Annotated in this window: 18 protein-coding genes; 5 read left to right on the top strand and 13 right to left on the bottom strand. The window is 72.5% G+C overall.

Annotated features, from left to right (window positions below; translation table 11 throughout):
* Positions 1 to 29: 29 nt before the first annotated feature.
* Together Psi01_RS25445 and Psi01_RS25440 are read left to right on the top strand one after the other, a co-directional pair.
* Positions 30 to 2,069, top strand: a complete 2,040-nt coding sequence (locus Psi01_RS25445) for a hydantoinase/oxoprolinase family protein (RefSeq protein ID WP_204066620.1) — start codon at positions 30 to 32, stop codon at positions 2,067 to 2,069.
* A complete protein-coding gene (locus Psi01_RS25440) occupies positions 2,062 to 3,801 on the top strand; it encodes a hydantoinase B/oxoprolinase family protein (protein WP_204066619.1) in 1,740 nt (579 codons plus the stop codon). Before Psi01_RS25445 ends, Psi01_RS25440 begins: the two co-directional genes overlap by 8 nt.
* Positions 3,802 to 3,856: 55 nt before the next feature.
* Here Psi01_RS25440 and Psi01_RS25435 read toward each other — a convergent pair whose 3' ends face one another.
* Positions 3,857 to 4,549, bottom strand: a complete 693-nt coding sequence (locus Psi01_RS25435; protein WP_204066618.1) for a maleylpyruvate isomerase family mycothiol-dependent enzyme — start codon at positions 4,547 to 4,549, stop codon at positions 3,857 to 3,859.
* A gap of 39 nt (positions 4,550 to 4,588) precedes the next feature.
* On the opposite strand from Psi01_RS25435, the gene Psi01_RS25430 reads away from it, so the two are divergent.
* On the top strand, positions 4,589 to 5,167 hold the full coding sequence (locus Psi01_RS25430) for a CGNR zinc finger domain-containing protein (protein ID WP_204066617.1): 579 nt from the start codon (positions 4,589 to 4,591) through the stop codon (positions 5,165 to 5,167).
* A 361-nt stretch (positions 5,168 to 5,528) separates the two neighbouring features.
* Here the strand turns inward: Psi01_RS25430 and Psi01_RS25425 are convergent, their stop codons facing one another.
* From Psi01_RS25425 to Psi01_RS25375, 11 genes are all read right to left on the bottom strand, one after another.
* The gene (locus tag Psi01_RS25425; RefSeq protein WP_204066616.1) at positions 5,529 to 6,281 is read right to left on the bottom strand and encodes an adenosylcobinamide amidohydrolase; all 753 of its coding nucleotides are present in this window, start codon (positions 6,279 to 6,281) and stop codon (positions 5,529 to 5,531) included.
* Positions 6,278 to 7,051 (bottom strand): ABC transporter ATP-binding protein, encoded by a 774-nt coding sequence (locus Psi01_RS25420; RefSeq protein ID WP_204066615.1) that lies wholly within the window; start codon positions 7,049 to 7,051, stop codon positions 6,278 to 6,280. The genes Psi01_RS25425 and Psi01_RS25420 overlap by 4 nt, the downstream gene beginning before the upstream one ends.
* Before the next feature lie 27 nt (positions 7,052 to 7,078).
* Positions 7,079 to 8,044 carry a FecCD family ABC transporter permease gene (locus Psi01_RS25415; protein ID WP_204066635.1) on the bottom strand — a complete coding sequence of 322 codons (966 nt, stop codon included), beginning with the start codon at positions 8,042 to 8,044 and terminating at the stop codon, positions 7,079 to 7,081.
* Between the two features lie 102 nt (positions 8,045 to 8,146).
* Complete coding sequence (locus Psi01_RS25410; RefSeq protein WP_204066614.1) at positions 8,147 to 9,109, bottom strand: ABC transporter substrate-binding protein; 963 nt, start codon at positions 9,107 to 9,109, stop codon at positions 8,147 to 8,149.
* Between the two features lie 283 nt (positions 9,110 to 9,392).
* A complete protein-coding gene (locus tag Psi01_RS25405; protein WP_204066613.1) occupies positions 9,393 to 10,745 on the bottom strand; it encodes a GH1 family beta-glucosidase in 1,353 nt (450 codons plus the stop codon).
* Positions 10,746 to 10,819: 74 nt separating this feature from the next.
* Positions 10,820 to 11,659 (bottom strand): carbohydrate ABC transporter permease, encoded by an 840-nt coding sequence (locus tag Psi01_RS25400; protein WP_239128013.1) that lies wholly within the window; start codon positions 11,657 to 11,659, stop codon positions 10,820 to 10,822.
* Positions 11,652 to 12,671, bottom strand: a complete 1,020-nt coding sequence (locus Psi01_RS25395; protein WP_204066612.1) for a carbohydrate ABC transporter permease — start codon at positions 12,669 to 12,671, stop codon at positions 11,652 to 11,654. Before Psi01_RS25395 ends, Psi01_RS25400 begins: the two co-directional genes overlap by 8 nt.
* Positions 12,672 to 12,752: 81 nt before the next feature.
* Positions 12,753 to 14,078 carry a sugar ABC transporter substrate-binding protein gene (locus tag Psi01_RS25390; protein ID WP_204066611.1) on the bottom strand — a complete coding sequence of 442 codons (1,326 nt, stop codon included), beginning with the start codon at positions 14,076 to 14,078 and terminating at the stop codon, positions 12,753 to 12,755.
* 795 nt (positions 14,079 to 14,873) lie between these two features.
* Positions 14,874 to 15,734 (bottom strand): carbohydrate ABC transporter permease, encoded by an 861-nt coding sequence (locus Psi01_RS25385; RefSeq protein WP_204066633.1) that lies wholly within the window; start codon positions 15,732 to 15,734, stop codon positions 14,874 to 14,876.
* A 5-nt stretch (positions 15,735 to 15,739) separates the two neighbouring features.
* Positions 15,740 to 16,711, bottom strand: a complete 972-nt coding sequence (locus Psi01_RS25380) for a carbohydrate ABC transporter permease (protein WP_204066610.1) — start codon at positions 16,709 to 16,711, stop codon at positions 15,740 to 15,742.
* A gap of 222 nt (positions 16,712 to 16,933) precedes the next feature.
* Positions 16,934 to 18,232, bottom strand: a complete 1,299-nt coding sequence (locus Psi01_RS25375) for an ABC transporter substrate-binding protein (RefSeq protein ID WP_204066609.1) — start codon at positions 18,230 to 18,232, stop codon at positions 16,934 to 16,936.
* Positions 18,233 to 18,771: 539 nt separating this feature from the next.
* On the opposite strand from Psi01_RS25375, the gene Psi01_RS25370 reads away from it, so the two are divergent.
* Together Psi01_RS25370 and Psi01_RS25365 are read left to right on the top strand one after the other, a co-directional pair.
* The gene (locus tag Psi01_RS25370) at positions 18,772 to 21,216 is read left to right on the top strand and encodes a glycoside hydrolase family 3 C-terminal domain-containing protein (protein ID WP_204066608.1); all 2,445 of its coding nucleotides are present in this window, start codon (positions 18,772 to 18,774) and stop codon (positions 21,214 to 21,216) included.
* A gap of 43 nt (positions 21,217 to 21,259) precedes the next feature.
* Positions 21,260 to 22,315 (top strand): LacI family DNA-binding transcriptional regulator, encoded by a 1,056-nt coding sequence (locus Psi01_RS25365; protein ID WP_204066607.1) that lies wholly within the window; start codon positions 21,260 to 21,262, stop codon positions 22,313 to 22,315.
* 19 nt (positions 22,316 to 22,334) lie between these two features.
* Here Psi01_RS25365 and Psi01_RS25360 read toward each other — a convergent pair.
* A partial coding sequence (locus Psi01_RS25360; protein ID WP_204066606.1) for an LPXTG cell wall anchor domain-containing protein occupies positions 22,335 to 22,715 on the bottom strand: 381 nt, incomplete at its 5' end.

The following is a 22,715-nucleotide window of genomic DNA, read 5'->3' as shown; positions in this document are numbered from 1 at the left end:
GCCCGTGAGCCGTCGGACGAGGAGGGCTCGTGGGGTACGCGATCGGAGTCGACGTCGGCGGGACGTTCACGGACGTGGTCCTCAGCGGGCCGGGGGGCGGGATCTCCGTCGCCAAGTGCCTGAGCACCCACGACGACCCGGCCGAGGGGGTCCTCACGGGCGTGACCGCGGCGCTGGGCCGTACCGACCCCTCGCTGGTGACCCGGGTCGTGCACGCCACCACCCTGGCCACCAACGCCGTGCTGGAGCGCAGGGGCGTGCGGGTCGCCTACGTCACGACCCGGGGATTCCGCTCGGCGATCCCGCTGGGCCGCTACGCCCGGGTCGAGGAGGACCGCTACGACCTGCGCTTCGACCCTCCCCCGCCGCCGGTCGCGGCCGAGGACTGCTTCGAGGTGCCCGAGCGGATCGGCGCCTCCGGGGCGGTGCTGACACCGCTGGACGAGGACGCGGTGGCCCGCGTCGGTGCGGAGATCGCCCGGCGGGGCATCACCTCCGCCGCCGTCTGCCTGCTGCACTCCTACGCCAACCCGTCCCACGAGCTGCGGGTCGCGCGGATCCTGCGGGAGACGGTCCCGGCGGTGGTGGTCTCCTCGGAGGTCTGGCCGGAGCTGCGTGAGTACGAACGGGCGACGACGACCATCATGTCGGCCTACGTGGGCCCGGTGATGGAGGGCTACCTGCGGCGGCTGGCCGCCCGGCTGGCCGGGATCGGGATCACCGCGCCGGTGCACGTGATGGAGTCGGGCGGTGGCGTGATGCCGGTCGAGCTGGCCGCGCGGCGGGCCGTGGCGACGATCGAGTCCGGACCCGCGGCCGGGGTGCTGGCCGCCGCCGCGACCGGCCACCGCGACGCGATCTCCTTCGACATGGGCGGCACGACGGCCAAGGCCTGCGTGATCAGGAACGGCAGGCCGGAGATCACCCACGAGTTCCACGTCGGCGGCAAGGGCAGCTTCGGCGGGCGCCGGGCCGGGACGGGCGTGCCGGTCAAGACCCCGGCCATCGACCTCGCCGAGGTCGGGGCCGGCGGGGGCAGCATCGCCTGGGTGGACGCGGCCGGCGCCCTGCGGGTCGGGCCGCGCTCGGCGGGCTCGGCGCCCGGCCCGGCCTGCTACGGCCTCGGCGGCGAGGAGCCGACCGTGACGGACGCCGATCTGGTACTGGGCTACCTCGACCCCGCCTCCTTCGCCGGCGGCACCATCCGGCTCTCCCGGGACCTGGCGGACAAGGCGATCGACCTGCGCCTGGCCGGGCCGCTGGGGGTGTCCAGGGCCGAGGCCGCGCACGCCGTGCACGAGATCGCCAACGCCTCGATGGGCTCGGCCGTGCACGTGGTGACCGTCCAGCGCGGCATCGACCCCCGCGGCTTCGTGATGGTCGCCTTCGGCGGCGCGGGGCCGATGCACGCCGCCCGGGTGGCCGCCCGCTTCGGCATCTCCACCGTCGTCGTCCCCGCCCGCTGCGGCGTCGCCTCGGCCGCCGGGCTGCTGGCCGGGGAGCTGTCCGTCGACCGCGTGCGCTCGGCCCTGGACGCCGACCCCGAACGGGTCTTCGCCGAACTGTCCGAGGCCGCGGCGGCCGATCTGGGCGTACGGCCCGGCGCCCCCGGCGTGCGGATCGAGCGCTCGGCCGACGTCCGCTTCACCGGCCAGGCCCACGACCTCACCGTCGCCTGGACGGACTCCCCGGCCGAGCTGGCCGGGCGTTTCTCCGCCCGCTACGAGCAGGTCTACGGCATCGCCCAGCGCGGCCTCGTCGAAGTCGTCGGCTACCGCGTCCGCGTCACCCTCCCCGCCGCCCGCCGTACGGAGCCGCCGTCCCCCACCGCCCCGGCGCCGGGGGACGGCGCCCCGGGCCCGGCGCGGCGGGCGGCGTACTTCGCCGAGGCCGGGGGGTATGTGCGGGTGCCGGTGTTCACCCGGGCGTCGCTGCGGGAGACGGACGGCCCGGCGATCGTGGAGGACGCGGAGTCGACGATCGTGGTGCCGCCCGGGTGGAGGGCGGTGCTCGCCGGGGACGTGGCGGTGGTCCTCACGAAGACCGACGAGGGAGGATCGCATGAGTGACGTGCTGACCGCCGAGGTGCTGCGCAACGCGCTGGTGGTGGCCGCGGAGGAGGCCAGCATCGTCGTCGTCCGGTCGGCCTACTCGACGTTCATCGTCGAGGGGTCGGACGCCTCGGCCGCCATCCTCGACGCCGGGGGCCGTCTGGTCGCCCAGTCGATGGCCACCACCCTCATGAACAGCATGGCCCTGAAGGCCGCCCTGCCGGAGCTGCTGAAGGACATCCCCGCCGCGACCATGCGCCCCGGTGAGGTGTTCGCGCTCAACGACGCCTACCGGGGCGGCGTGCACACCAACGACCTGCTGGTCTACCGGCCGGTCTTCGTCGGCGGCTCCCCCGCCTACTTCACCGCCACGATGATCCACGTCTCCGACCTGGGCGGCCTGTCGGCGGGCGGCATGGCGCCGCTGGCCACCGACATCTTCCTGGAGGGCCTGCAGCTCCCGCCGGTCCGCCTGGCCACCGCCGACGGCGTCGAGCCGGCGATCGAGGCGATCCTGCGGGCCAACAGCCGGACCCCGGACAAGGTCATGGGCGACGTGCGCGCCCTCATCGCGGGCACCGCCGTCGCCGCCGCCCGGGTCGAGGCGATGATCGCCGAGTACGGCCCCGCCGGGCTCGCCCGGGGCGTCGACGACTACCTCGACTACACCGAGGCCAGGACCCGCATGGCCCTGTCCGGGCTGCCGCCGGGCCGCCACACCTCGTCGTACCCGATCGACGACGACGGGATCGACACAACGCGTTCCCACACGGTGCGGGTGGCGGTCACCGTGGAACGGGAGGAGGGGGTCCCCGGGACGCCCCGGAGCCCGGAGACCCCGGCGGCCGGGCGGGGACGGGTGATCGTGGACTTCACCGGGACCGACCCGCAGGTCCCGGCGGCGATCAACTCCTCGGCCTCGCAGTCGCTGGCCGCCGCGGTCTTCGCGGTCCGCTGCTTCCTCGACCCGACGATCGCGATGAACGACGGCTGCCTGCGGGCGATCGAGGTACGGCTCCCGCCGGGCTCGCTGCTCGACGCCCGCTCCCCCTACCCGTGCGGCGGCCGGTTCGTACCGATCTACGCGGCGATGGAGGCGATCTTCCAGGCGCTGTCGGACGCGGTTCCCGAGCGCGCCATCGCCGCCAGCGGCATCCTGCAGCCGTTCTCCATCGCGGCGGTGCGCGCGCCGTACTGGATCCACCTGTCCTACGACTTCGGCGGGGTCGGGGCCCGGCACGGCAAGGACGGGCCGGACGCGACGGGCGTGCACTTCGGCATCGGGCGCAACTCGGTCCCGCAGGCCGAGCCGGTCGAGACCCGCTGCCCGCTGGTCGTGGAGTCGGTGGAGACCATCCCGGACTCCGGCGGCCCCGGCCGCCACCGCGGCGGCCTCGGCTCCCGCACGGTGATCCGCTTCCTGGCCGACGCGCACGTCACCACCCGCGGCGACCGCCTGCGCAACGCCCCGCCCGGCCGCTCCGGCGGTCTGGCCGGCCGGCTCGGCGGCTTCCACCGCCGGCGCGCGGACGGCACGCTGGAACGGCTCGACTCCAAGGTCAACAACGCGCTGTTCCGCGCCGGGGAGGCGTTCGTGGTCGAGACCACGGGCGGCGGGGGCATCGGCTCGCCGTACGGCCGCCCGCCGGAGGAGGTGGCGGCCGACCTGCGCGCCGGGAAGGTCACCCCCGAAGGCGCGGCACGCGACTACGGCGTCACCGTCCGGGAGGACGGAACGGTCACGCGGTGACCGCGGCCGGGAGCCGGGCACAGCCGGGGACCGCGCGTCACGACCGCCGGGATCGTCACGGCCAGGGGCCGAGCTCGGGCAGGGTGCCGGTCTCGGCGGTGATCGGCTTGCCGGGGGCCCGCCCGGCCAGCCAGGCGGTCAGGTCGCCCGCGTTCCCGCGCAGGACGACGGGCTCACCGCTGCCGATGCTCCACCGGCGGCCGGCGTCGTCGGCGACCAGCGTCAGGTGCGTCCCCTCGGGGACGCGGACGCCCAGGAAGTCCACGATGTGGTCGCAGAAGTCGAGCGGCCAGTCCGACGGCCGGTAGCCCAGGTCCAGGTCGGCCATGTGGATCTCGACCTCGCGCCAGCGGGCGTAGACGGTGTCGAGGAGAGTGGCGTCACGGTAGCGGACGGGCCGCCTCCAGTCGTCCTCGCCGACCCGCGTCCAGGCCTGCGCGAGGGCGGCGTGCGCCTCGGCGAGGGCGGTACGGAGTTCCTCCGCCCCGCGGCCGGCCCCGCGCTCGATGGCGGCGGCCCGGCCGGCGGCCCCGCCGTCGTAGACGTCGATCAACTCGCCGCGCCGGGCGTACTCGGTCTGGCGGGTGAAGGCCGCGGTGTTCTGCTCCAGATGGGTGATCACGTGGCCGCGTGACCAGTCCGGCAGCGCCGAGGGCGCCCGGACGTCCTCGTCGGTGAGGCCGGCGATCAGGTCCTCCAGACGGCGCTGCCCGTCGAGGACGCGAGCTGCAAGATCATTCACTGTCATGAGGAGCAGGTTACCGGTTTATCCGGTAACTTCAACAGGGTGAGCACCTTCCGGTTCCACAGTGGGCGGCACTGCCTGGACTTCATCGCCACCGTGGGCAGACGGCGGAGCGGGCCCGTCGAACGGCTGGAGACCCCCGCCGACCTGGTCCGCTGGTTCGCCGAGGCGGGCCTGACCGCCCCGGACTCCTCCGCCCCGGAGGCGGGCGAGTCCGAGCTGCGTCAGGCCCGCGTCCTCAGGGAGGCGATGTACGAGCTGTTCACCGTCTGCCGCCTGGAGCGGGAGATCCCGCCGGGGCCGCTGGCCGTCGTGAACGACTGGGCCGCCCGGCCCGCGCCGGCGGACCGCCTGGAGATCGGCCCCGCCTCCCGGCTGCGGCGGGTCCCGGGCGAGGCGAGCGCGCAGACGCTGCTGGCCGCGATCGCCCGCGACGCCGTGGACCTGCTCGGCGGCCCGCTGGCCGGACGCGTGCGCGAATGCGACCTGCACCCGTGCACCCGGCTGTTCCTGGACACCAGCCGGTCCGGTCACCGCCGCTGGTGCTCGATGGACGGCTGCGGCGCCCGCGCCAAGATGGCCGCCTACCGCGCCCGCCGCGCCGCCCGGGAGGAGTCCTGACCCGCCCGGTCCCGGGCGCCCCGCCGTACGGCACGAGGCGCCGCTTCACGCGGCTAAGGCGTCATCGCCCGAAACGACGGGACGCTCAGGCGCGGCGGCGTAGGCGGACCTCTTCATGCGCCGGTCGCGGGTCCGGGTGGCGGGCCCGACCACCTCGACCGCCGGCAGGATGTCCCCCGGCTTGAACATCAGCTCGTTGGCCTCGGCGGTCTCCCCCGGAGAACCGTCCGCTCGGCCTCCGGCTCCGCCACCGGGTCTGCCACCGGGTCTGCCGTCGGCTCCGTGGTTGCCATCAACGTCACCCGCCCACCCCGGGGAACCCCGCCCTCGCGCACATGCCGCCTCCCGCGGTCCCCTCACTTCACGTATTCGAATCATCACGCCTCGCCCAGTCCCGGGCGCCCTGCCGTACGGCGCGGTGGACGGCGCGGGCGAGGCGGGCGCCCCAGGTGGAGCGGGGGCCTCCGAAGAGCTCCTCGGGGCCGTCGGCGCGGGCCAGCACGCAGACCGCGTCGGAGGCGGTGCCGGTGCAGGGGAAGCCCTCCTCCACCAGCGCCTGGGTCTTGGCCTCGGTCACCGTCATCACGGCGTTGACCAGGGCGGCGTCGCTCATCGCGACCGGGACGGCGGCGATGATGTTGATCGTGCCCGGCAGGTGCGGGGGCGCCAGTTCGGGGTCGGGCACGCCCTCGGGGGCGGCGGCCCAGGTGGGCACGCGCAGGCCGACGGTGGTCACGGCGTGCGCTCCTCCGTCGGCCGCGCGGGTGAAGCGGCCGACCGAGGCGGCGGTGAGCATGCCGACGCCGGGTCCGGGCGGGGCCATCTCCCGCAGGTGGTCCACCGGGTCCATCCGCGCGTAGGCCCCGGGCACCTGCGCGTTGAGCACCCACTCCGCCGGGCCGATGCCGCCGCCGAGCATGGCCGAGGAGATCGCCCGCCAGCCGGGGCCGAGCTCCCACAGCAGCGAGGCCAGCCGTACGCCGTCCTCCCTGCGGTGGCCCAGCACCAGACGGCCGGGCCTGCCGGCGTCCGCCGCGGGGTCGAGCCGGAGCACCGCGGGATCGGGCAGTGGTGGCTCGGGCCTGCCCGCGTCCGCCGGGGGGATCAGGCTCATGGGCGCTCCAGGTGGACTTCGGGTCTGCCGTCCGGGCCGGTCGCGATCCGGACGCGGGCGCCGAAGTGCTCGTCGATCAGTTTCCCGGTCAGGACCTCCACCGGGGTGCCGGAGGCGGCCACCCGGCCCCCGGAGACCAGCATCATCGAGTCGGCGTACTGCCCGGCCACGCTCAGGTCGTGCAGGGTCGTGACCACGGTCAGCCCGTCGGCCAGCCGGAGCCGGTCGACCAGTTCCAGGACCTGCTGCTGGTGCCCCAGGTCGAGGGCGGTGGTGGGCTCGTCCAGCAGCAGGACGGGGGCCTGCTGGACCAGCGCCCTGGCCAGCACGACCCGCTGGCGCTCGCCGCCCGACAGGCGGCCGAGCCTGCGGGAGGCGAACGGCCCCAGGTCCAGCCGCTCCAGCACCGACGCCGTCACCTCGCGGTCGTGGCGGCTCTCGCGGCCCAGATAGGGGATGTACGGCGTGCGGCCGAGCAGGGCGTAGTCGAACACGGTCATGTCGGCCGGCAGCGCCGGGGCCTGGGGGGCGTAGGCGAGCAGCCGGGCCCGCTCGCGGGGCCTGAGCCGCCGGACGGACGTGCCGTCGATGAGCACCTCGCCTGAGTACGGCAGCACCCCGGCCACCGCTTTGAGCAGCGTGGACTTGCCCGCGCCGTTGGCCCCGATCACGGCGAGCCAGTCGCCGCCGCGCACCTGCATGCCGACGCCGGACAGCACGGTCCGCGAGTCCAGGACGACCGAGAGGTCGTGCGCTCTGATGTCGCTCATGGAGTCACTCCGCGACCGCCGTGCGGCTCATGTCTCCACCCGCTTCGTCACCCGCAGGACGGCGACGAAGAACGGGGCGCCGACGAACGCGGTGACCACCCCGATGGGCAGCTCCGCCGGGGCGAGCACGGTGCGGGCGAGCACGTCGCCGATGACCAGGAAGGCCGCCCCGCCCAGCAACGACAGCGGGAGCACGACGCGGTAGGAGCCCCCGGCCAGACGGCGGACCACGTGCGGGACGACGATGCCGACGAAGCCGATCAACCCGCTGACCGCGACGGCCGCGGCGGTGGCCAGGGAGGCGGCCAGCAGGACCACGAGCCGGACGCGGGCGGCGTGCAGGCCGAGACTGACGGCCTCGTCGTCGCCGACCGACAGCACGTCGAGCAACCGCCCGTGCAGCAGCAGGGCCGCCACCGAGACCACGGCGTAGGGGATGACCAGCGTGATCCGGCTCCAGCCGCCGTCGACGGTGCCGAGGATCCAGCTGTAGATGCGCTGGAGGTCCTCGACCCCGAGCTGCTGGACGAACGTCTGCACCGCGGTGAGGAAGGAGGTCACCGCGACCCCGGCGAGCACCAGCGTGGCGGTCCCGCCGCCCCGGCCGGCGACGTTGCCCAGGGCGTAGGCGAGCAGGACGCCGCCCACGGCCCCGGCGAAGGCGGCGGCGGGGACGGACAGGGACTCGGTGTCGCCCTTGAGCAGCACGATGACGACGGTGGTGGTGAGCCCGGCCCCGGCGGCGGCGCCGAGCAGGTAGGGGTCGGCCAGCGGGTTGCGGAACACCCCCTGGTAGGCGGCCCCGGCGATGGCCAGCAGGCCGCCGACGATCGCCCCGAGCACGACCCGGGGCAGCCGCAGCTCCAGCAGCAGCCCCCGCTCGACGGGGGCGAGGCCGGAGTCGGCGGAGACGAGGGGCAGCCAGTCGAGCAGTTGCAGGACCACCTTCCCCGGCGCGATGTCCGCCGCCCCGGCCAGCACCCCGGCCACCATGCTCGCCAGCAGCACGCCCACCGCCACGAGCAGGGCCGGCAACCGCAACCCGGCCGCCCGCCGTACCGAGACGCCGGAGGGAGGGCGGGATGGATCGGTCACTTATTCGGACGCGGCCTTCTGGACGGCGTCGCCGACCTGCTGGGCGAGGTCCGCGATGCGGGGGCCCCAGCGGGAGGCGATGTCGTCGTCGAGGGGGATGACGCGGTCGTTCGCGACGGCGGAGAGCTTGGACCAGCCGGGACGCTTGGCGATGACGTCGCGGGACTGGCCGCAGCACTTGGTGTCGGCCAGGAAGATGAGGTCGGGATCGGCCTGGGCGACGAACTCGGCGGAGAGCTTGGGATAGCCGCCGGCGAGGTCGGGGGCCTTGTCCGCGATGTTGGTCAGGCCGAACAGGGCGTAGACCTGACCGACGAAGGTGGTGGAGGTCACCGAGTAGGGCGTGGTGTCCAGCTCGTGATAGTAGGTGAGCTTCTTGTCCTTGGGCGCGGCGGCCACGGCCTCGTCGATCTTCTGCTTCATCCCGGCCACGACCTCCTGGGCCTTGGCGCTGTTGCCGGTGGCCGCGCCGAGGTCGGTGACCTGGTCGTAGGCCTCGTCGAGCTTGGTGGCCGCCGGCTCCAGCAGCACCGGGATGTTCACCTTCTGCAGCTTGGCCACGATGCCGTCGACGTCGTTGGCCAGCACGACCAGGTCGGGCTTCTGCGCGATGATCGCCTCGGCGTTCGGCTTGAAGCCGGACAGGTCGGTCTTGGGGGCCTCCGCCGGGTGGTTGGACTGGTCGTCGACCGCGACGACCTGGGCCCCGGCGTCGACGGCGAACAGGGTCTCGGTGGCGGTGGGCGACAGGGAGACGATCCGCTGTGGCCTGCTGTCGATGGTGACCGAGCCGTTGCCCCCCTCCACGGTGACGGGGAACCCCTCGGCCGCCGAAGCCGAGGCGGAGGCGGAGACCGACGCGGAGGCGGCGTCCTGCGGAGCGGTGGTGGAGCTCTGACCGCATCCGGCCAGGGCCAGCGCACCGAGGAGCGCGCCCGCGAAGGCGGTACGTACGGGCCTCACGGAAGGTCCTTTCATCTACGGGAACCGAGGACCCGTGGGAATCACGACGGATCACCCTTTTCCACGAGGGTCGACGACGTCGGCGCGGCGGCAGTCGACCTGGCTCGGCCCCTCAGGGCCATGACAGTTGCGGGACAGCGCCGGGCTCGCACCGGACTTCGCTGCGCGTCGCGCTTCGGACAGACGATATCAATCGTCCCCCCGGCCCGGATGTGCAGGGCTCACCGACACGGCGGGGCCCGTCCCCCTGGGACGGGCCCCGCCGGAGTGGGTGCCGGGCGGCTCAGGCCACCGGCGCCCCGCGGTGCTCGCGGATCATCTCGGCGTACCGGCGGCCGCTGGTCTTGACGGTGCGGGCCTGGGTGGCGTAGTCGACGTGGACCAGGCCGAAGCGCTTGTCGTATCCGTAGGCCCACTCGAAGTTGTCCAGGAGCGACCAGGCGAAGTACCCGGCCAGCGGCGCGCCCCGCCGTACCGCGCGGGCGCAGGCCGCCAGGTGCTCCTCCAGGTGGGCGGTGCGCTCGGGGTCGTCGACCGTGCCGTCCGGCCCGACCGTGTCGTGCCAGGCGGAGCCGCTCTCGGTGACGAAGATCTTCTCCGCCCCGTACTCCTCGGTCAGGCGCACCAGCAGCTGCTCGAGCCCGTCGGCGTGCACCTCCCAGCCCATCGCCGTCGTCGTGGCACCGGGCACCGGGACCTGGCGGGCGTAGGGGGCGGGCCCCTCGGGGTCGTCGGCGACGACCTGCCGGAAGTAGTAGTTCAGCCCGTGGTAGTCCAGCGGCGCGGCGATCGTCTCCAGGTCGCCCTCCCGGATCGGCAGGTCGACGCCGTAGACCTCGATCATGTCCTCGGGGTAGCCGCGGCCGGCGATCGGGTCGAGCCACCAGCGGTTGACATGACCGTCGAGGCGCCGGGCGGCGGCGCGGTCCTCGTCGCTGCCGGTGGCGGGCTCGCAGGGGCTGAGGTTGTTGACGATCCCGATGGAGGGCGCGCTGCGCGCGGCGGCCCGGATCGCCTGCACGGCCAGCCCGTGGCCCAGGTGCAGGTGGTAGGAGGCCCGCACGGCCGCGGTCAGGTCGGTCCAGCCCGGGGCCATCCTGCCCTCGAGGTGGCCGAGCCAGGAGGAGCACAGCGGCTCGTTGAGGGTGGTCCAGTCGGTGACCCGGTCGCCCAGCGCCCCGGCGACCACGGCAGCGTACTCGGCGAAGTGGAGAGCGGTTTCCCGGCTCGGCCAGCCGCCGCGGTCCTGCAGCGCCTGCGGCAGGTCCCAGTGGTAGAGGGTCACGAAGGGACGGATGCCCGCCTCCAGCAGGGCGTCGACCAGCCGGTCGTAGAAGGCCAGCCCGCGCGGGTTGACCGCGCCGGAGCCCTCCGGGACCACGCGGGGCCAGGCCACCGAGAAGCGGTAGGCGTCCACGCCGAGGCGGCCGAGCAGGTCCACGTCCTCGGGCCAGCGGTGATAGTGGTCGCAGGCCACCTCACCGGTGTCGCCGTTGTCGACGGCGCCGGGGACCCGGCAGAAGGTGTCCCAGATGGAGGGCAGCCTGCCGTCCTCCGAGACCGCGCCCTCGATCTGGTAGGCCGAGGTGGCCACGCCCCAGGTGAAGCCGGGGCCGAAGGCGGACAGCGGGTCCATGTATGCGTTCTCCTTGCGAACGGGATGGTTGGGTGCTGAGATGCCGAAGCGCCGAGGGCCGTACGGCGCGCAGGTCACTTGACCGCGCCCGCGGTCAGGCCCTGGACCAGATAGCGCTGCAGCAGCAGGAAGCCGGCCACCACCGGGACGCTGACCACCAGCGAGGCGGCCATCAGCTGGTTCCAGTACACGTCGTTCTGGGTGGAGTAGCCCTGCAGCCCGACGGCCAGGGTGCGGGTGCTCTCGTCGGTCATCACCGACGCGAAGAGCACCTCGGCCCACGCGGTCATGAAGGCGTAGATGGTGACCGCGACGATGCCGGGCATCGCCGCCGGGATGACCACCCGGAGCAGGGCGCCGACCGGCCCGCTCCCGTCGACCTGGGCGGCCTCGTCCAGCGCGGTGGGGATGGAGTCGAAGTAGCCGACCAGCATCCAGATGGAGAACGGCAGGGAGAAGGTCAGATAGGTGATGATCAGACCGGTGCGGCTGCCGTACAGCTCCACGCCGATGGTGTTGCCGAGGTTCACGAAGATCATGAACAGCGGGAGCAGGAACAGGATGCCGGGGAACATCTGGGTGGACAGCACGGTGACGGAGAAGACCTTCCGTCCGGGGAAGCGGTAGCGGCTGATCGCGTACGCGGCGAAGATCGCGATCGTCACCGACGCCACCGCGGCGATGGAGGCCACGATCAGGCTGTTGGCGAAGTAGTGGGCCAGCGGCACCGTCCGCCAGATGTCGGCGAAGGGCTGCAGGCTGATCGTGGTGGGGATCCAGTGGAAGTCGCCCTGCACGTCCCCGAGCGGCTTGATGGAGGTCGTGGCCATCACGTACAGCGGGAGGAGGGTGAACAGGCTGAGGGATCCGAGCACGATCCAGCGCGCCCAGGGCAGCCATCGGGGTTCACGCACGGGTCCTCCTGCGCGAGGTCGCCACCAGGTACACCGCGGTCACCAGCAGCAGGAACAGCAGGAGCAGCACGGACATCGCCGAGCCCGAGCCGAAGTTCCAGGTGACGAAGGAGCTCTGGTAGATGTGGATGGAGATCAGGTCGGCCTCCTCGGGGGCCGACTTGCCGAACAGGACGTAGGGCGTGTTGAAGTCGTTGAAGGTCCACAGGAACAGCACGAGCACCACGACCTGGTTGACCGGGCGCAGCATGGGCAGCGTGATCGAGCGCAGCTGACGCCACCAGCCGGCCCCGTCGATCGCCGAGGCCTCGTAGAGGTCGTCGGAGATGTTCTGCACCCCGGCCATGAGCACCAGGAAGGCGAACGGCCAGACCCGCCAGACGTAGGTCACCAGCAGGGCGACGAAGCTGTTGCCGCCGATGAGCCAGAACGGGCGCTCGTCCAGCAGGCCGGACTGCTCGACCAGGATGTGGTTGACCAGGCCGGAGTCGCGCTGGAACATGAAGCTCCAGGTGATCACCCCGGCGTAGGCGGGAAGCGCGTAGGGGGTCAGGAACAGGGTGCGCAGCACCCCGCGCCCGCGGAAGCTCCCCTGCATCAGCACCGCCGCGGCGGTCCCCAGCAGCCAGCACAGGCCGACCGCCAGCACGGTGAAGGCGACGGTGACGACGAAGGAGCGCAGCAGGGAACTGCCCACCGCCGAGTCGAAGTCCACCGCGATCTCGTAGTTGGCCAGACCGGCGCTCGGCGCCGCCGACCAGTTGCGGACGAAGAACTGGGTGAGCTTGAGGAAGCTCATCCACATGCCGACCAGCATCGGCACCACGTGGATGAGGAGCTCCAGCACGATCGCCGGGAGGATCAGCAGGTATGGCAGGCCGAGGCGGCGCAGCCGTACCGGGATCAGGGCGGCGACCCGGCCCGGTCCCCTCCCTCCGGACCGCGGGGGCCCGCCTTCCGGCGACCCGCTTCCGCGCCGCGCGCCGGGGCGCGGCGTGGTGGACGCGACCATGGACATCCTCTCGATCGGTGAAGGGATCCGCGGGGAGGTGCCGGGCGGCGCGCCGCCCGGCACCTCGGGGGGCGGGAGGGGTCAGCTGCCGGCCAGCATCTTCTCGTTGGCCTCGGTCAGCTTGGCCTTGATCTGCGCCTCGCTGACCGGCTTGCCGCTGGCCACGTCGGCGAACAGCTCGTTCATCGCGGTGCCGACCAGCGTCTCGTACTGGCTCTCCTCGGGCACCTGGGGCAGGGGCGCCGCGGTGGTGGCGAGGATCTGCTGGAAGGCCTTGATGTGCTCGGTCTGGAAGGCCGGGTCGTCGTAGGCGTCGTTGACGGTGGGCAGCGAGCCGTAGGCCTTGTTGAGGTTCTGCTGCGTCTGCTTGCTCGTCATGAACTTGGCGAACTCCACGGCGGCGTCCTGGTTCCTGCTGCTCTTGAAGATCGCCAGGTTGATGCCGGCCACCATGCCGTTGACCTGCTTGCCGCCCTGGGCGGGGTCGGGCAGCGGGATGGGGGCGACGCCGTACTCGTCCTCGCCCATGCCCGCGGCCTTCGCCGAGGAGGCGATGGACTGCCACATCAGCATCCCGGCCTTGCCGGAGGTGAAGTCCTGCACGGCCTGGGTGCCGTTGCCGTACTCCGCGTTGCTCGGGTTGACGATCTTGTGGACCGCCATCAGGTCCAGGAACTGCTTGGTCGCGGCGACCTGCTTGTCCGAGTCGAACTGCGGCTTGCCGGAGGCGTCGAACGGGTCGGCGCCGTGCTGCTGGCCGAAGATGAAGGCGTGGTGGGCGTTCTCGGTGACGCTGGCGCCCTCCACGGCCAGGCCCCACTTGCCGTCCTTGGTGAGCTTCTTGCCGGTCTCGATGAACTCGTCCCAGGTCTTCGGCGGACCGTCGATGCCCGCGTCGGCGAACATCTTCTTGTTGTACATCAGGCCGTAGGTCATGCCGTAGATCGGGATGGCGGCGGGCGGCTGCCCCTGCGCCCCGGTCGCGGCCAGGCTCGGGCCGAGGAAGCGCTCCTTGCCGCCGAGCTTGCCCAGCAGCGCGTCGTCGAAGGGTACGAAGGCGCCGGTGGCCTGCAGCGAGGCCGACCAGGTGTTGCCGATGTTGAGCACGTCCGGGCCCTGGCCCGAGGTGGTGGCGGCGAGGATCCGGTTGAGCAGGTCGGCCCACGGGACGACCTCGACCTTCACCTCGATCCCGGTCTCCTTCTTGAAGCGGTCGAGCTCGGGCTTGAGGATCTCCTGGTCGGCCTCCAGGCTGGGTCCCTGGTTGGACGCCCAGTAGGTGAGCGTCTTGGGGGCGCCGCTCTGGGCGGCGGGGCCGTCGCCGCTGCCGCCGTCGCCGCCGCAGGCGGAGGCGGCCAGCAGCAGGAACCCGGCCATGGCCGTGGTTGCGAGCTTTCGAATGCGCACGGTTGTTCCTTCGGTCGGTTGCGACTCCGGGCGTGGCGGGGAGTCGGGGGGTGGATCCGGCACGTCCCGCGGCCTCGATGTGACCGTGGTCGCGGGACGGGGAGTTCAGTGATCTGCGGGCGTCACCGACGGGCTCTCGTCCGCTCCGCCCTGTGACGGCGGTCCTGCGGCCTGGACGCGGCCGACGCCCCCGGAGCGGCCGTGACCACCGCGGGAGACGTGATGACCGGCCGGGCCTGAGTTCGCAGGCCGGGACTTCGGGATGGATGCACGGTCTCTCCTCGATAGGGGTGCCCGCCGTACGACGGTGAAGGAGAGCGCTCTCCAAGAGGGAGAGTGCCCCCGTGGACCGAGCACTGTCAAGCCTCGTTCCGGGAGCGGTCGCGGGCCGGCGCCGGTCGGCGCGGACCGCGGCAAGGAGGGAAAACGCCTTCCCCGTTCCGGCCACGGCTTCTTGGAGGCCTATGAACTGGGGTTTCACCGAGATCGGCCGGTCGGCCTCACCCTTGGGCGGGAGGCCGGGAACACCGACGGCCGGGTGACGGATCGCCGGGTTGCTCCCCCGCCGTTTCGGCGGCGTGAACGATCGGTTTCATATCGGCGACCGGCCGGATCTTGACATTGCCGCCCCCTGGGGCCACTCTCATTGGAGAGCGCTCTCCGTCTCAGGCTGCCCGCCGTACGGTAAGTGACCTGCGCAAACGGCAGCGGCGGCGGCCCGATCCGAGAACCGGGCCGCCGCCGCGTGCGGGTGTGACCGGGTCCGGGGCCGCACGGCCCCGGACCCGGTGACGCTCACCCCTTGACCGCCCCCTGCATGATCCCCCCGATGATCTGCTTGCCGAGCAGGCCGAACACGATGACCAGCGGCAACGTGCCCAGCGCGGTTCCGGTCAGGCCGAGCACGTAGTCGTTGACGTACCCCGCGGCCAGCGTGGACAGCGCGACCTGCACCGTGGGGTTCTCCGGGGTCAGCACGACCAGCGGCCAGAAGTAGTCGTTCCACGCCGACATGAAGGTGAGCATGCCGAGCACGGCCGCCGCGGGGCGGGCGACCGGGACCACCACGTGCCAGAACAGCCCCCACGTGGTGCAGCCGTCCACCCGGCCCGCCTCCAGCAGCTCGGTCGGGAGCGCCCGGGACAGGTACTGCGTCATGAAGAAGACGCCGAACGCGCTGACCATGGCGGGCACGATCAGCGCGTACATCGTGCCGGTCCACTCCAGCTTCACCATCAGCATGTAGAGCGGGATGATCCCCAGCTGGGTCGGCACCATCATGGTCGCCACGGTGAGCAGCAGCAGTGCGTTGCGGCCGCGGAAGCGCAGCTTGGCGAAGGCGAACCCGGCCAGCGTGGAGAAGAACATCACCGACAGCGCGATGGACCCGGAGACCAGGACGGAGTTGGCCAGCGCCAGCCCGAAGGGCACGGTGTCGAACACCCGGGCCACGTTGGCGAAGAAGTTCCCGCCGGGCACCAGCGGGGGCGGGACCTCCGCCAGCGCAGCGTTGTCCCGGGAGGCCACCACGACGCTGTAGTACAGCGGGATCGCCGAGAAGAAGGCCACCGCCGTCAGCGAGAGATAGATGAGCCGGCGGGGGGCGCCCGGGGCGCCCCGGCGGGCCGGACGGGCCTTCGCCCGGTTGGCGGTCATGCCGGTCACAGCAGTCCTCCCCTGCTCCGGCGGGTGATCAGGTAGTTGATGCCGGCGATGACGACGATGAAGATGAACATCATCCAGGAGATGGCCGAGGCGTAGCCGAGGTCCAGCTTGATGAAGTTCTCGTAGATGAACAGCGCCAGCGTCTGGTACTGCCGGTCCACACCGCCGGTGAGGGTGTAGACGCCGAAGAGCAGCGGCTCGGCGAGCACCTGCATGGCGCCGATCGTCGAGGTGATGACGACGAAGACGATCGTGGGCTTGATCATCGGGATCGTGATCCTGCGCAGTTGGGTGAACTCGCCGGCCCCGTCGATGGTGGCCGCCTCGTACAGCTCGCGCGGCACGGCCTGCATGGCCGCCAGGAAGATCAGCGCGTTGTAGCCGGTCCACCGCCACATGATCATGATGGAGATGGCGACGTGGGAGCTGGCCACCCCCTCGTTCCACGGCACGGCGCCGACGCCGAACCAGGAGAGCATCCAGTTGATCATGCCGAAGTCCCGGCCGAACAGCTGGCTGAAGATCACCACCACCGCGACCACGCTCGTCACGTTGGGCAGCAGCAGGGTGACACGGAAGAAGGTCTGCGCCCGCAACGGCCGGTTGAGCAGGTGCGCCAGCCAGATGGCCAGCAGCAGCTGCGGGACGGTGGACAGCACCCCGATGGACAGGGTGTTGAAGGTGGCGTTCCAGAAGTAGTCGTCGGCCAGCAGCGTCCTGAAGTTGTCCAGGCCGACGAAGGTCTGCTCGTCGGAGAGCAGCACCCACTCGTGCAGGCTCACCCAGGCGGTGTAGGCCAGCGGGAACAGCCCGAAGGCGGAGAAGAGCAGGAAGAACGGGGCCACGTACGCGTACGGCGAGCCCTTGACGTCGAGCTGGTGGACCAGGTGGCGGCGTACCCGGCGGCGGGGTCGCACCGGTTTGCCCGGTGGGACCGCCGCCAGGCGGTCCGGCGCGCGGGTGGCCATGGCAGCTCCTTTCGGCGACTCGTGAGCAGGAAGGAAGCGGGAGGGAGTCGGCGGCCCGGGCCGCCTTCACCGGGACCGGCCGGCCGCGGGGCGGTACGGCCGGCCGTGAGCGGAGGACGACGCGGCCGGCCGCGGGACGGGATGACCCGTCCGGGCGGGAGACGGCCGGTCGCGGGCAAGGGGACGGCGCGGACCGGCCGCGCGGGCCGGTCCGCCGGAGCGTCACTTGATCCTGCCGACGTCCTTCAGCGCCTGGGCCCAGGCCTCCTCCGGGTTCTGCTTGCCCTGCTCGACCCGCTGAAGGCCGTCGCCGAACGCCTTCAGGATGTCGCCGGCCTTCGGACCGACCTTCTGCGGCTTGAGCGCCTTGGCCGCGTCGGTGAAGATCTTGCCGATCGGCGCGTTGCCGAAGTACGGGTTGACGAACTCCGCCACCGCGGGGTCGTCGTACAGGACGGGCAGCGAGGGCAGCGCGCTGGCCTCCTTGAAGAGCTTGATCTGGCTCTCCTTGCTGGTCAGCAGGTCGATCAGCTCGGCCGCCTCCTTGGGGTGCTTGCCCTGCTTGGGCAGCATCAGGTGGGTGCCGCCCTGGTTGCCGCCGCCGCCGGGCACCGCGGCGATGTCCCAGGCGCCCTCACCGGGGTTCTGGTCCTTGATCGTTCCGGTCTTCCAGGCCGGGCAGACCATGGTGGCGAAGCTGCCCTTGGCGATGCCGGTGTTCCACGGCGGGGTGAAGGCGGGGAGCTTGGCCGACAGACCCTCGTTGATCATCCGGACGCCCATGTCGAAGGCCTTGCGCACCTCGGGGTTGGTCCCGGCGATGATGTTGTACTGGTCGTCGTAGTAGCCGACCGGCGCCTGCTCGACCATGGCGCGGAAGTGCTCGCCCGGGCCGTCGGTGAACTTGGCGCCCTCCACCTTGGCCGCGACGAACTTCTTGCCCGTCTCGACGTACTGGTCCCAGGTGGGCCAGAGCTTGGAGACCTCGTCGCGGTCGGTGGGCAGCCCCGCCTTCTTGAACAGGTCGGGCCGGTAGCACATGGCCAGGCCGCCGACGTCGGTGCCCAGGCCCATGAGCGAGGAGCCGTCGTTGGAGACGCCCAGCTGCCACTTCCAGTCGAGGTACTCGCTCTGCCGCTTGTCCAGGCCGTAGTCCTTGAGGTTGTGGAACTTCTCCGGCGAGGGGGTGAACGCGCCGACGTAACCGCCCTCGACCGCCACGATGTCCGCGGCGCCCGCGCCGGTGGTCAGCTGCGTGATGAGGTTGGTGTGGTGGTCGTTGAACTGCGCGCGGCGCTCGACGATCTCCACGTTGGGGTGGGTCTTCTTGAACTCCTCGTACAGCGGCGCGTAGTGGAAGTCGCTGAACAGGGCGACGGTCAGCTTGATCTTCTCGGCCGGCGCACCGCTGCCTGCCGGTCCGCTCGCGCTCGTGCCGCCGCTGCCGCAGGCGGCCACGCTCACGGTCAGCGCGACCGCGGCCAGCATGGGGCCGAGGAACCGGGGACGACGTGTGCCCATGGAACCCTCCTTGGGTCCTTGACGATCAGTGGGAGAGAGGGCCGGCGTGACCGTACGGCGTGCCACCCCGAGCGCGACACGCCATACGGTCACGCAGACGCCGAACACGGTCCGCCGGGTATCCGCGGAGCGGGACCCGGATCGCGGACATTTTCCGGAAGCGCTCTCCCAACGCAGGACGGCCCGGCTGCTTGTGGCCGCCACGGCCAGGCCGATCGGATCCGGTTGTGGACTCTAAAGGGCTCTGAACTGCTGTTTGAGTGCAAGATCTCTCCTCGGTGCAGGGGGGTGCCCGACGCACACGGCGACGAGAAGGGAGAGAGCGCTCTCTGTGGTGAGAGCGTGCCCTGACAGATCGGGCACTGTCAAGGCTTGATCCGCCATCCGCCCGAAACCTCCCGCGCCTCCCCCCGTAACGGAGAGCGCCTCCGGAACGCCGTCCCGCGCGGCCATTGACAGCACCCGTCGCCACCGGTGACGCTATGAGCTCATTGGAGAGCGCTCTCCATCGGGGGGAACCAACAGCGAAGGGAAACCGCGTGGCCACCGACGACCTCGACCATCTGGTGGAGAAGCTGAGCCTGGAGCAGAAGGTGGGGCTGCTGTCCGGGGTCACCGTCTGGCGCCTGCGGGACGAACCGGACATCGGGCTGCGCGCCATGGTCACCTCCGACGGCCCGGTCGGCGTGCGGGGGCCGGGCTGGGACGAGCGCAGCACCTCCCTGACGCTGCCCTCCGCGACCGCGGTGGCCGCGACCTGGGACGAGGAGCTCGTCGAGTCGCTGGGCGGGCTGATCGCCTCCGAGGCGCGGCGCAAGGGCGTCCACATCGTGCTCGCCCCGACGCTCAACCTGCACCGCTCCCCGCTGGGCGGGCGCCACTTCGAGTGCTACTCCGAGGACCCGCTGCTGACCGGCCGGATCGGCGCCGCCTACATCCGCGGCGTCCAGGCCGGCGGGGTGGCGGCCACCGCCAAGCACTACGTCGCCAACGACTCCGAGACCGAGCGGCTCACCCTGGACGCCCGGGTCGACGAGCGGACGCTGCGCGAGCTGTACCTGGCTCCGTTCGAGGCGGCGGTGGAGGCGGGGGTGTGGGCGGTGATGTCCGCCTACAACAAGGTGAACGGGACGACCATGTCGGAGAGTCCGCTGCTCGCCGACCCGCTCAAGAGCGAGTGGGGCTTCGACGGCGTGGTCGTGTCGGACTGGGGGGCCGTGCGCTCCACCGTCCCGGCCGCGCTCGCGGCCCAGGACCTGGCCATGCCGGGGCCCAACCCGCTGTGGGGCGAGGCGCTGATCGCCGCGGTGCGCTCCGGCGAGGTCCCGGAGACCGCGATCGACGACAAGATCCGCCGCCTGCTCAGACTCGCCACCCGCGTCGGCGCCCTGACCCCCACCGGCGCCGATTCACGCACGTCACCCGCGGCGGATCCGGACGCGGCCAGGGCGCTGCTGCGCCGGGCCGTCTCCGCGAGCACCGTGCTCCTGCGCAACGAGGGCCCGCTGCTCCCGCTGGCTCCCGTACGGCTGCGCCGGGTCGCGGTGATCGGCCCGAACGCCGCCACCGCCCGGATCCAGGGCGGCGGCAGCGCGGGCGTCTACCCCGTCTCCACCGTGTCGCCGCTCGACGGCATCCGCGAGGCGCTGGCCGGGACGGCGGAGGTGGTCCACTCCCCCGGCGCTCGCATCGACACCCGGCCGACCCCGCTGGGCACCGGCAACGCCCGCAACCCGCGCACCGGTGAGCCCGGCCTCCTGGTCCGGCTGCTGGACGCCGCCGGCCAGGAGGTCCACGCCGAGCACCGCCTGAGCGGGCGACTGCCGGAACCCGGGTGGGCCCCCTCCGCCGTCGCCGTCGAGCTCCGCGCCCTCCTGCGCCCCGACACGGACGGCCCCTGGGATCTGGCCTTCGCCGGATGGGGGAACGTCCGCCTGGAGGCCGACGGCCGCGTCCTGGTCGAGGAGGAGGTCGGGCTGGACACCGACGACCCCGCCGTCGTCCACCTGACCCCGCCCTACCGGCGCGCCCGGATCCTGATGGAGGCGGGCCGGGAGGTCGAGATCGTCGCCCGGCGGCACTTCGCCCCCGGCACCGGGGTCGCCTCGATCCTGGCCGCCGATCCCTTCCGGCAGAGCGCGCAGGACGAGCTGGCCGCCGCGGTCGAGCTCGCCCGCACCTGCGACGCGGCCGTCGTGGTGGTCGGCACCACGGAGGAGATCGAGAGTGAGGGCTTCGACCGCGAGAACCTGGAGCTGCCGGGCCGCCAGAACGAGCTCGTCCGCGCGGTGGCCGCCGCCTGCCCGGACACGGTCGTGATCGTCAACTCGGGCGGGCCGGTGACCCTGCCGTGGCGCGAGGAGGTGCCCGCCGTACTGCTGAGCTGGTTCCCCGGGCAGGAGGCCGGGCACGGGCTCGCCGACGTCCTGTTCGGGGTCGCCGAGCCCGGCGGCCGGCTGCCGACCACCTGGAGCGAGAGCTCGCTGTTCTCCACCGTCCCCGAGGACGGGGTCCTCACCTACGGGGAGGGTCTGGACATCGGCTACCGGGCCTGGCTGCGGGAGCCCACGCCGCCGGTGTACTGGTTCGGGCACGGGCTGGGCTACACGTCCTGGTCGTACGAGGACCTCACCGTGCCCGGGCGGATCACGCCGGACGCCCCGCTCACGGTCCGGGTACGGCTGCGCAACACCGGCGGGCGCGCCGGGCGCGAGGTCGTGCAGGTCTACCTGTCGCGACCCGGGACGGCCGTGACCCGTCCGGTCCGGTGGCTGGCCGGTTACGCGGCGGCCGTCGCGGAGCCCGGCGAGACCGTCGAGGTCGCCGTCGACATCCGGCCCAGGGCGTTCCGGCACTGGTCGGCCGAGGCGGGCGGATGGTGCCTGGAGGAGGGCGCCTTCACGGTGCTGGCGGGCCGTTCGCCCGCCGACCTCCCGCTGGAGGCGACCACGGTCGCCGGCGCGAAAGCGCTGGTGGAGCCGTGAGTTTTCTTGGAGAGCGCTCTCCCACTATGCTATAAAGAACCCTATGAGCGAAGGTCTCCCGCCGTCATCGGGATCATCCCCCACCCTGGAGGACGTGGCCCGGGCGGCGGGCGTCTCCCGAGCCACCGTCTCCCGCGTCATCAACGGCATCCGCAACGTCGATCCCGCCATCCAGGAGACGGTCAGGAAGGCCATCGCCGCCACCGGCTACGTCCCCAACCAGGCGGCCCGCTCTCTCGTCACCCGCCGCACCGGGGCGATCGCCCTGGTGGTCTCCGGCGCGGGCGACGAGAGCGGGGAGGACCCCTTCCCCGGCCAGGTCTTCGCCGACCCGTTCTTCGGCCGCGTGGCCGGGGGCATCGTCGGATTCCTGCGCCCCCGCGGGGTCCATCCGATCCTGATGTTCGCCGAGACCGCCGAGACCCGCGCCCAGGTGCTCGCCTACCTGCGTCAGGGCAACGCCGACGGGGCCGTGCTCGTCTCCACCAACGCCGACGACCCGCTCCCCAAGCTGCTGGTCGAGGCGGGCCTGCCCGCCGTACTCTTCGCCAGGCCGCCCGAGCCGCTCCCGATCAGCTACGTCGACGTCCAGCACCGGGCCGGCGCCAAGCTCGCCGCCGACCACCTGGTGGCCCGGGGCTGCAAGCGGATCGCCACCATCTCGGGCCCCATGGCCGTGCCCGCCAGCCAGGACCGGCTGGCGGGCTTCAGGGACGCCATGGCGGTGCACGGCCAGCCCTACATCCCGTGGGTGGAGGGCAGCTTCACCTATCCCAGCGGCGAGGCGGCCATGGAGCGTCTGCTGGCCGAGCACCCCGACATCGACGGCGTCTTCGTCGCCAACGACGTGATGGCGCAGGCCGCTCTCGTGGTGCTGCGCCACCACGGCCGCCGGGTGCCCGAGGACGTGGCGGTGGTCGGCTTCGACGACAGCAGCGCGGCGCTGGCCTGCCGTCCCCCGCTCACCACCATCCGCCACCCCGTGGAGGACATGGCCGCCGAGATGGCGCGCCTGCTGCTGGCCCACATCGAGGAGCCGGAGCGGCAGGCGACCTCCGTCATCTTCGAGCCCGCCCTCGTGGTCCGGGAATCAGCCTGAGCCGATCCCGGACCCGTTCTCAGCGCTCCGAGGACCGGCGCCGCGCGGCGACGATGATCAGGAAGCTCACGAGCAGCAGCCCGGCCGACGTCTGCGCGAGCCACCCGATCTCGACACCGGTGTAGGGGAGCTCCTCCCCGACCAGTCCGTACTCCGGAGTCTGGGGCGCCTGCCCCAGCGACTCCCCGGACGTGGTCTCGTCAGGCTCCGCCAGCCCGGGCGTCGCCTCACCGGGAGTGACCTCCTCACCCGGCTCGGCCGGACTTGGCCCCTCCCCGCCCGGGGTCTGCTCGCCGGGCGTCTCGCCACCCGGGGTCTCCCCACCGGGGGTCTCCCCACCGGGGGTCTCCTCACCCGGAGTCTCGCCACCCGGGGTCTCCCCGCCCGGGGTTTGCTCGCC

Origin of the sequence: Paraplanobispora siamensis, from assembly GCF_016863175.1 — a bacterium.
Taxonomy (GTDB): Bacteria; Actinomycetota; Actinomycetes; order Streptosporangiales; family Streptosporangiaceae; genus Planobispora; species Planobispora siamensis.
This window is presented reverse-complemented; position numbering and strand designations above follow the sequence as displayed.

What these genes read in the sequence shown, in the direction of transcription:
- Psi01_RS25380 (WP_204066610.1), bottom strand. Translation starts at nt 16,711, where the DNA reads ATGGCCACCCGCGCGCCGGACCGCCTGGCGGCGGTCCCACCGGGCAAA.
- Psi01_RS25365 (WP_204066607.1), top strand. Translation starts at nt 21,260, where the DNA reads ATGAGCGAAGGTCTCCCGCCGTCATCGGGATCATCCCCCACCCTGGAG.
- Psi01_RS25420 (WP_204066615.1), bottom strand. Translation starts at nt 7,051, where the DNA reads ATGAGCGACATCAGAGCGCACGACCTCTCGGTCGTCCTGGACTCGCGG.
- Psi01_RS25435 (WP_204066618.1), bottom strand. Translation starts at nt 4,549, where the DNA reads ATGACAGTGAATGATCTTGCAGCTCGCGTCCTCGACGGGCAGCGCCGT.
- Psi01_RS25405 (WP_204066613.1), bottom strand. Translation starts at nt 10,745, where the DNA reads ATGGACCCGCTGTCCGCCTTCGGCCCCGGCTTCACCTGGGGCGTGGCC.
- Psi01_RS25415 (WP_204066635.1), bottom strand. Translation starts at nt 8,044, where the DNA reads ATGGTGGCCGGGGTGCTGGCCGGGGCGGCGGACATCGCGCCGGGGAAG.
- Psi01_RS25440 (WP_204066619.1), top strand. Translation starts at nt 2,062, where the DNA reads ATGAGTGACGTGCTGACCGCCGAGGTGCTGCGCAACGCGCTGGTGGTG.
- Psi01_RS25385 (WP_204066633.1), bottom strand. Translation starts at nt 15,734, where the DNA reads ATGACCGCCAACCGGGCGAAGGCCCGTCCGGCCCGCCGGGGCGCCCCG.
- Psi01_RS25395 (WP_204066612.1), bottom strand. Translation starts at nt 12,671, where the DNA reads ATGGTCGCGTCCACCACGCCGCGCCCCGGCGCGCGGCGCGGAAGCGGG.
- Psi01_RS25425 (WP_204066616.1), bottom strand. Translation starts at nt 6,281, where the DNA reads ATGAGCCTGATCCCCCCGGCGGACGCGGGCAGGCCCGAGCCACCACTG.
- Psi01_RS25375 (WP_204066609.1), bottom strand. Translation starts at nt 18,232, where the DNA reads ATGGGCACACGTCGTCCCCGGTTCCTCGGCCCCATGCTGGCCGCGGTC.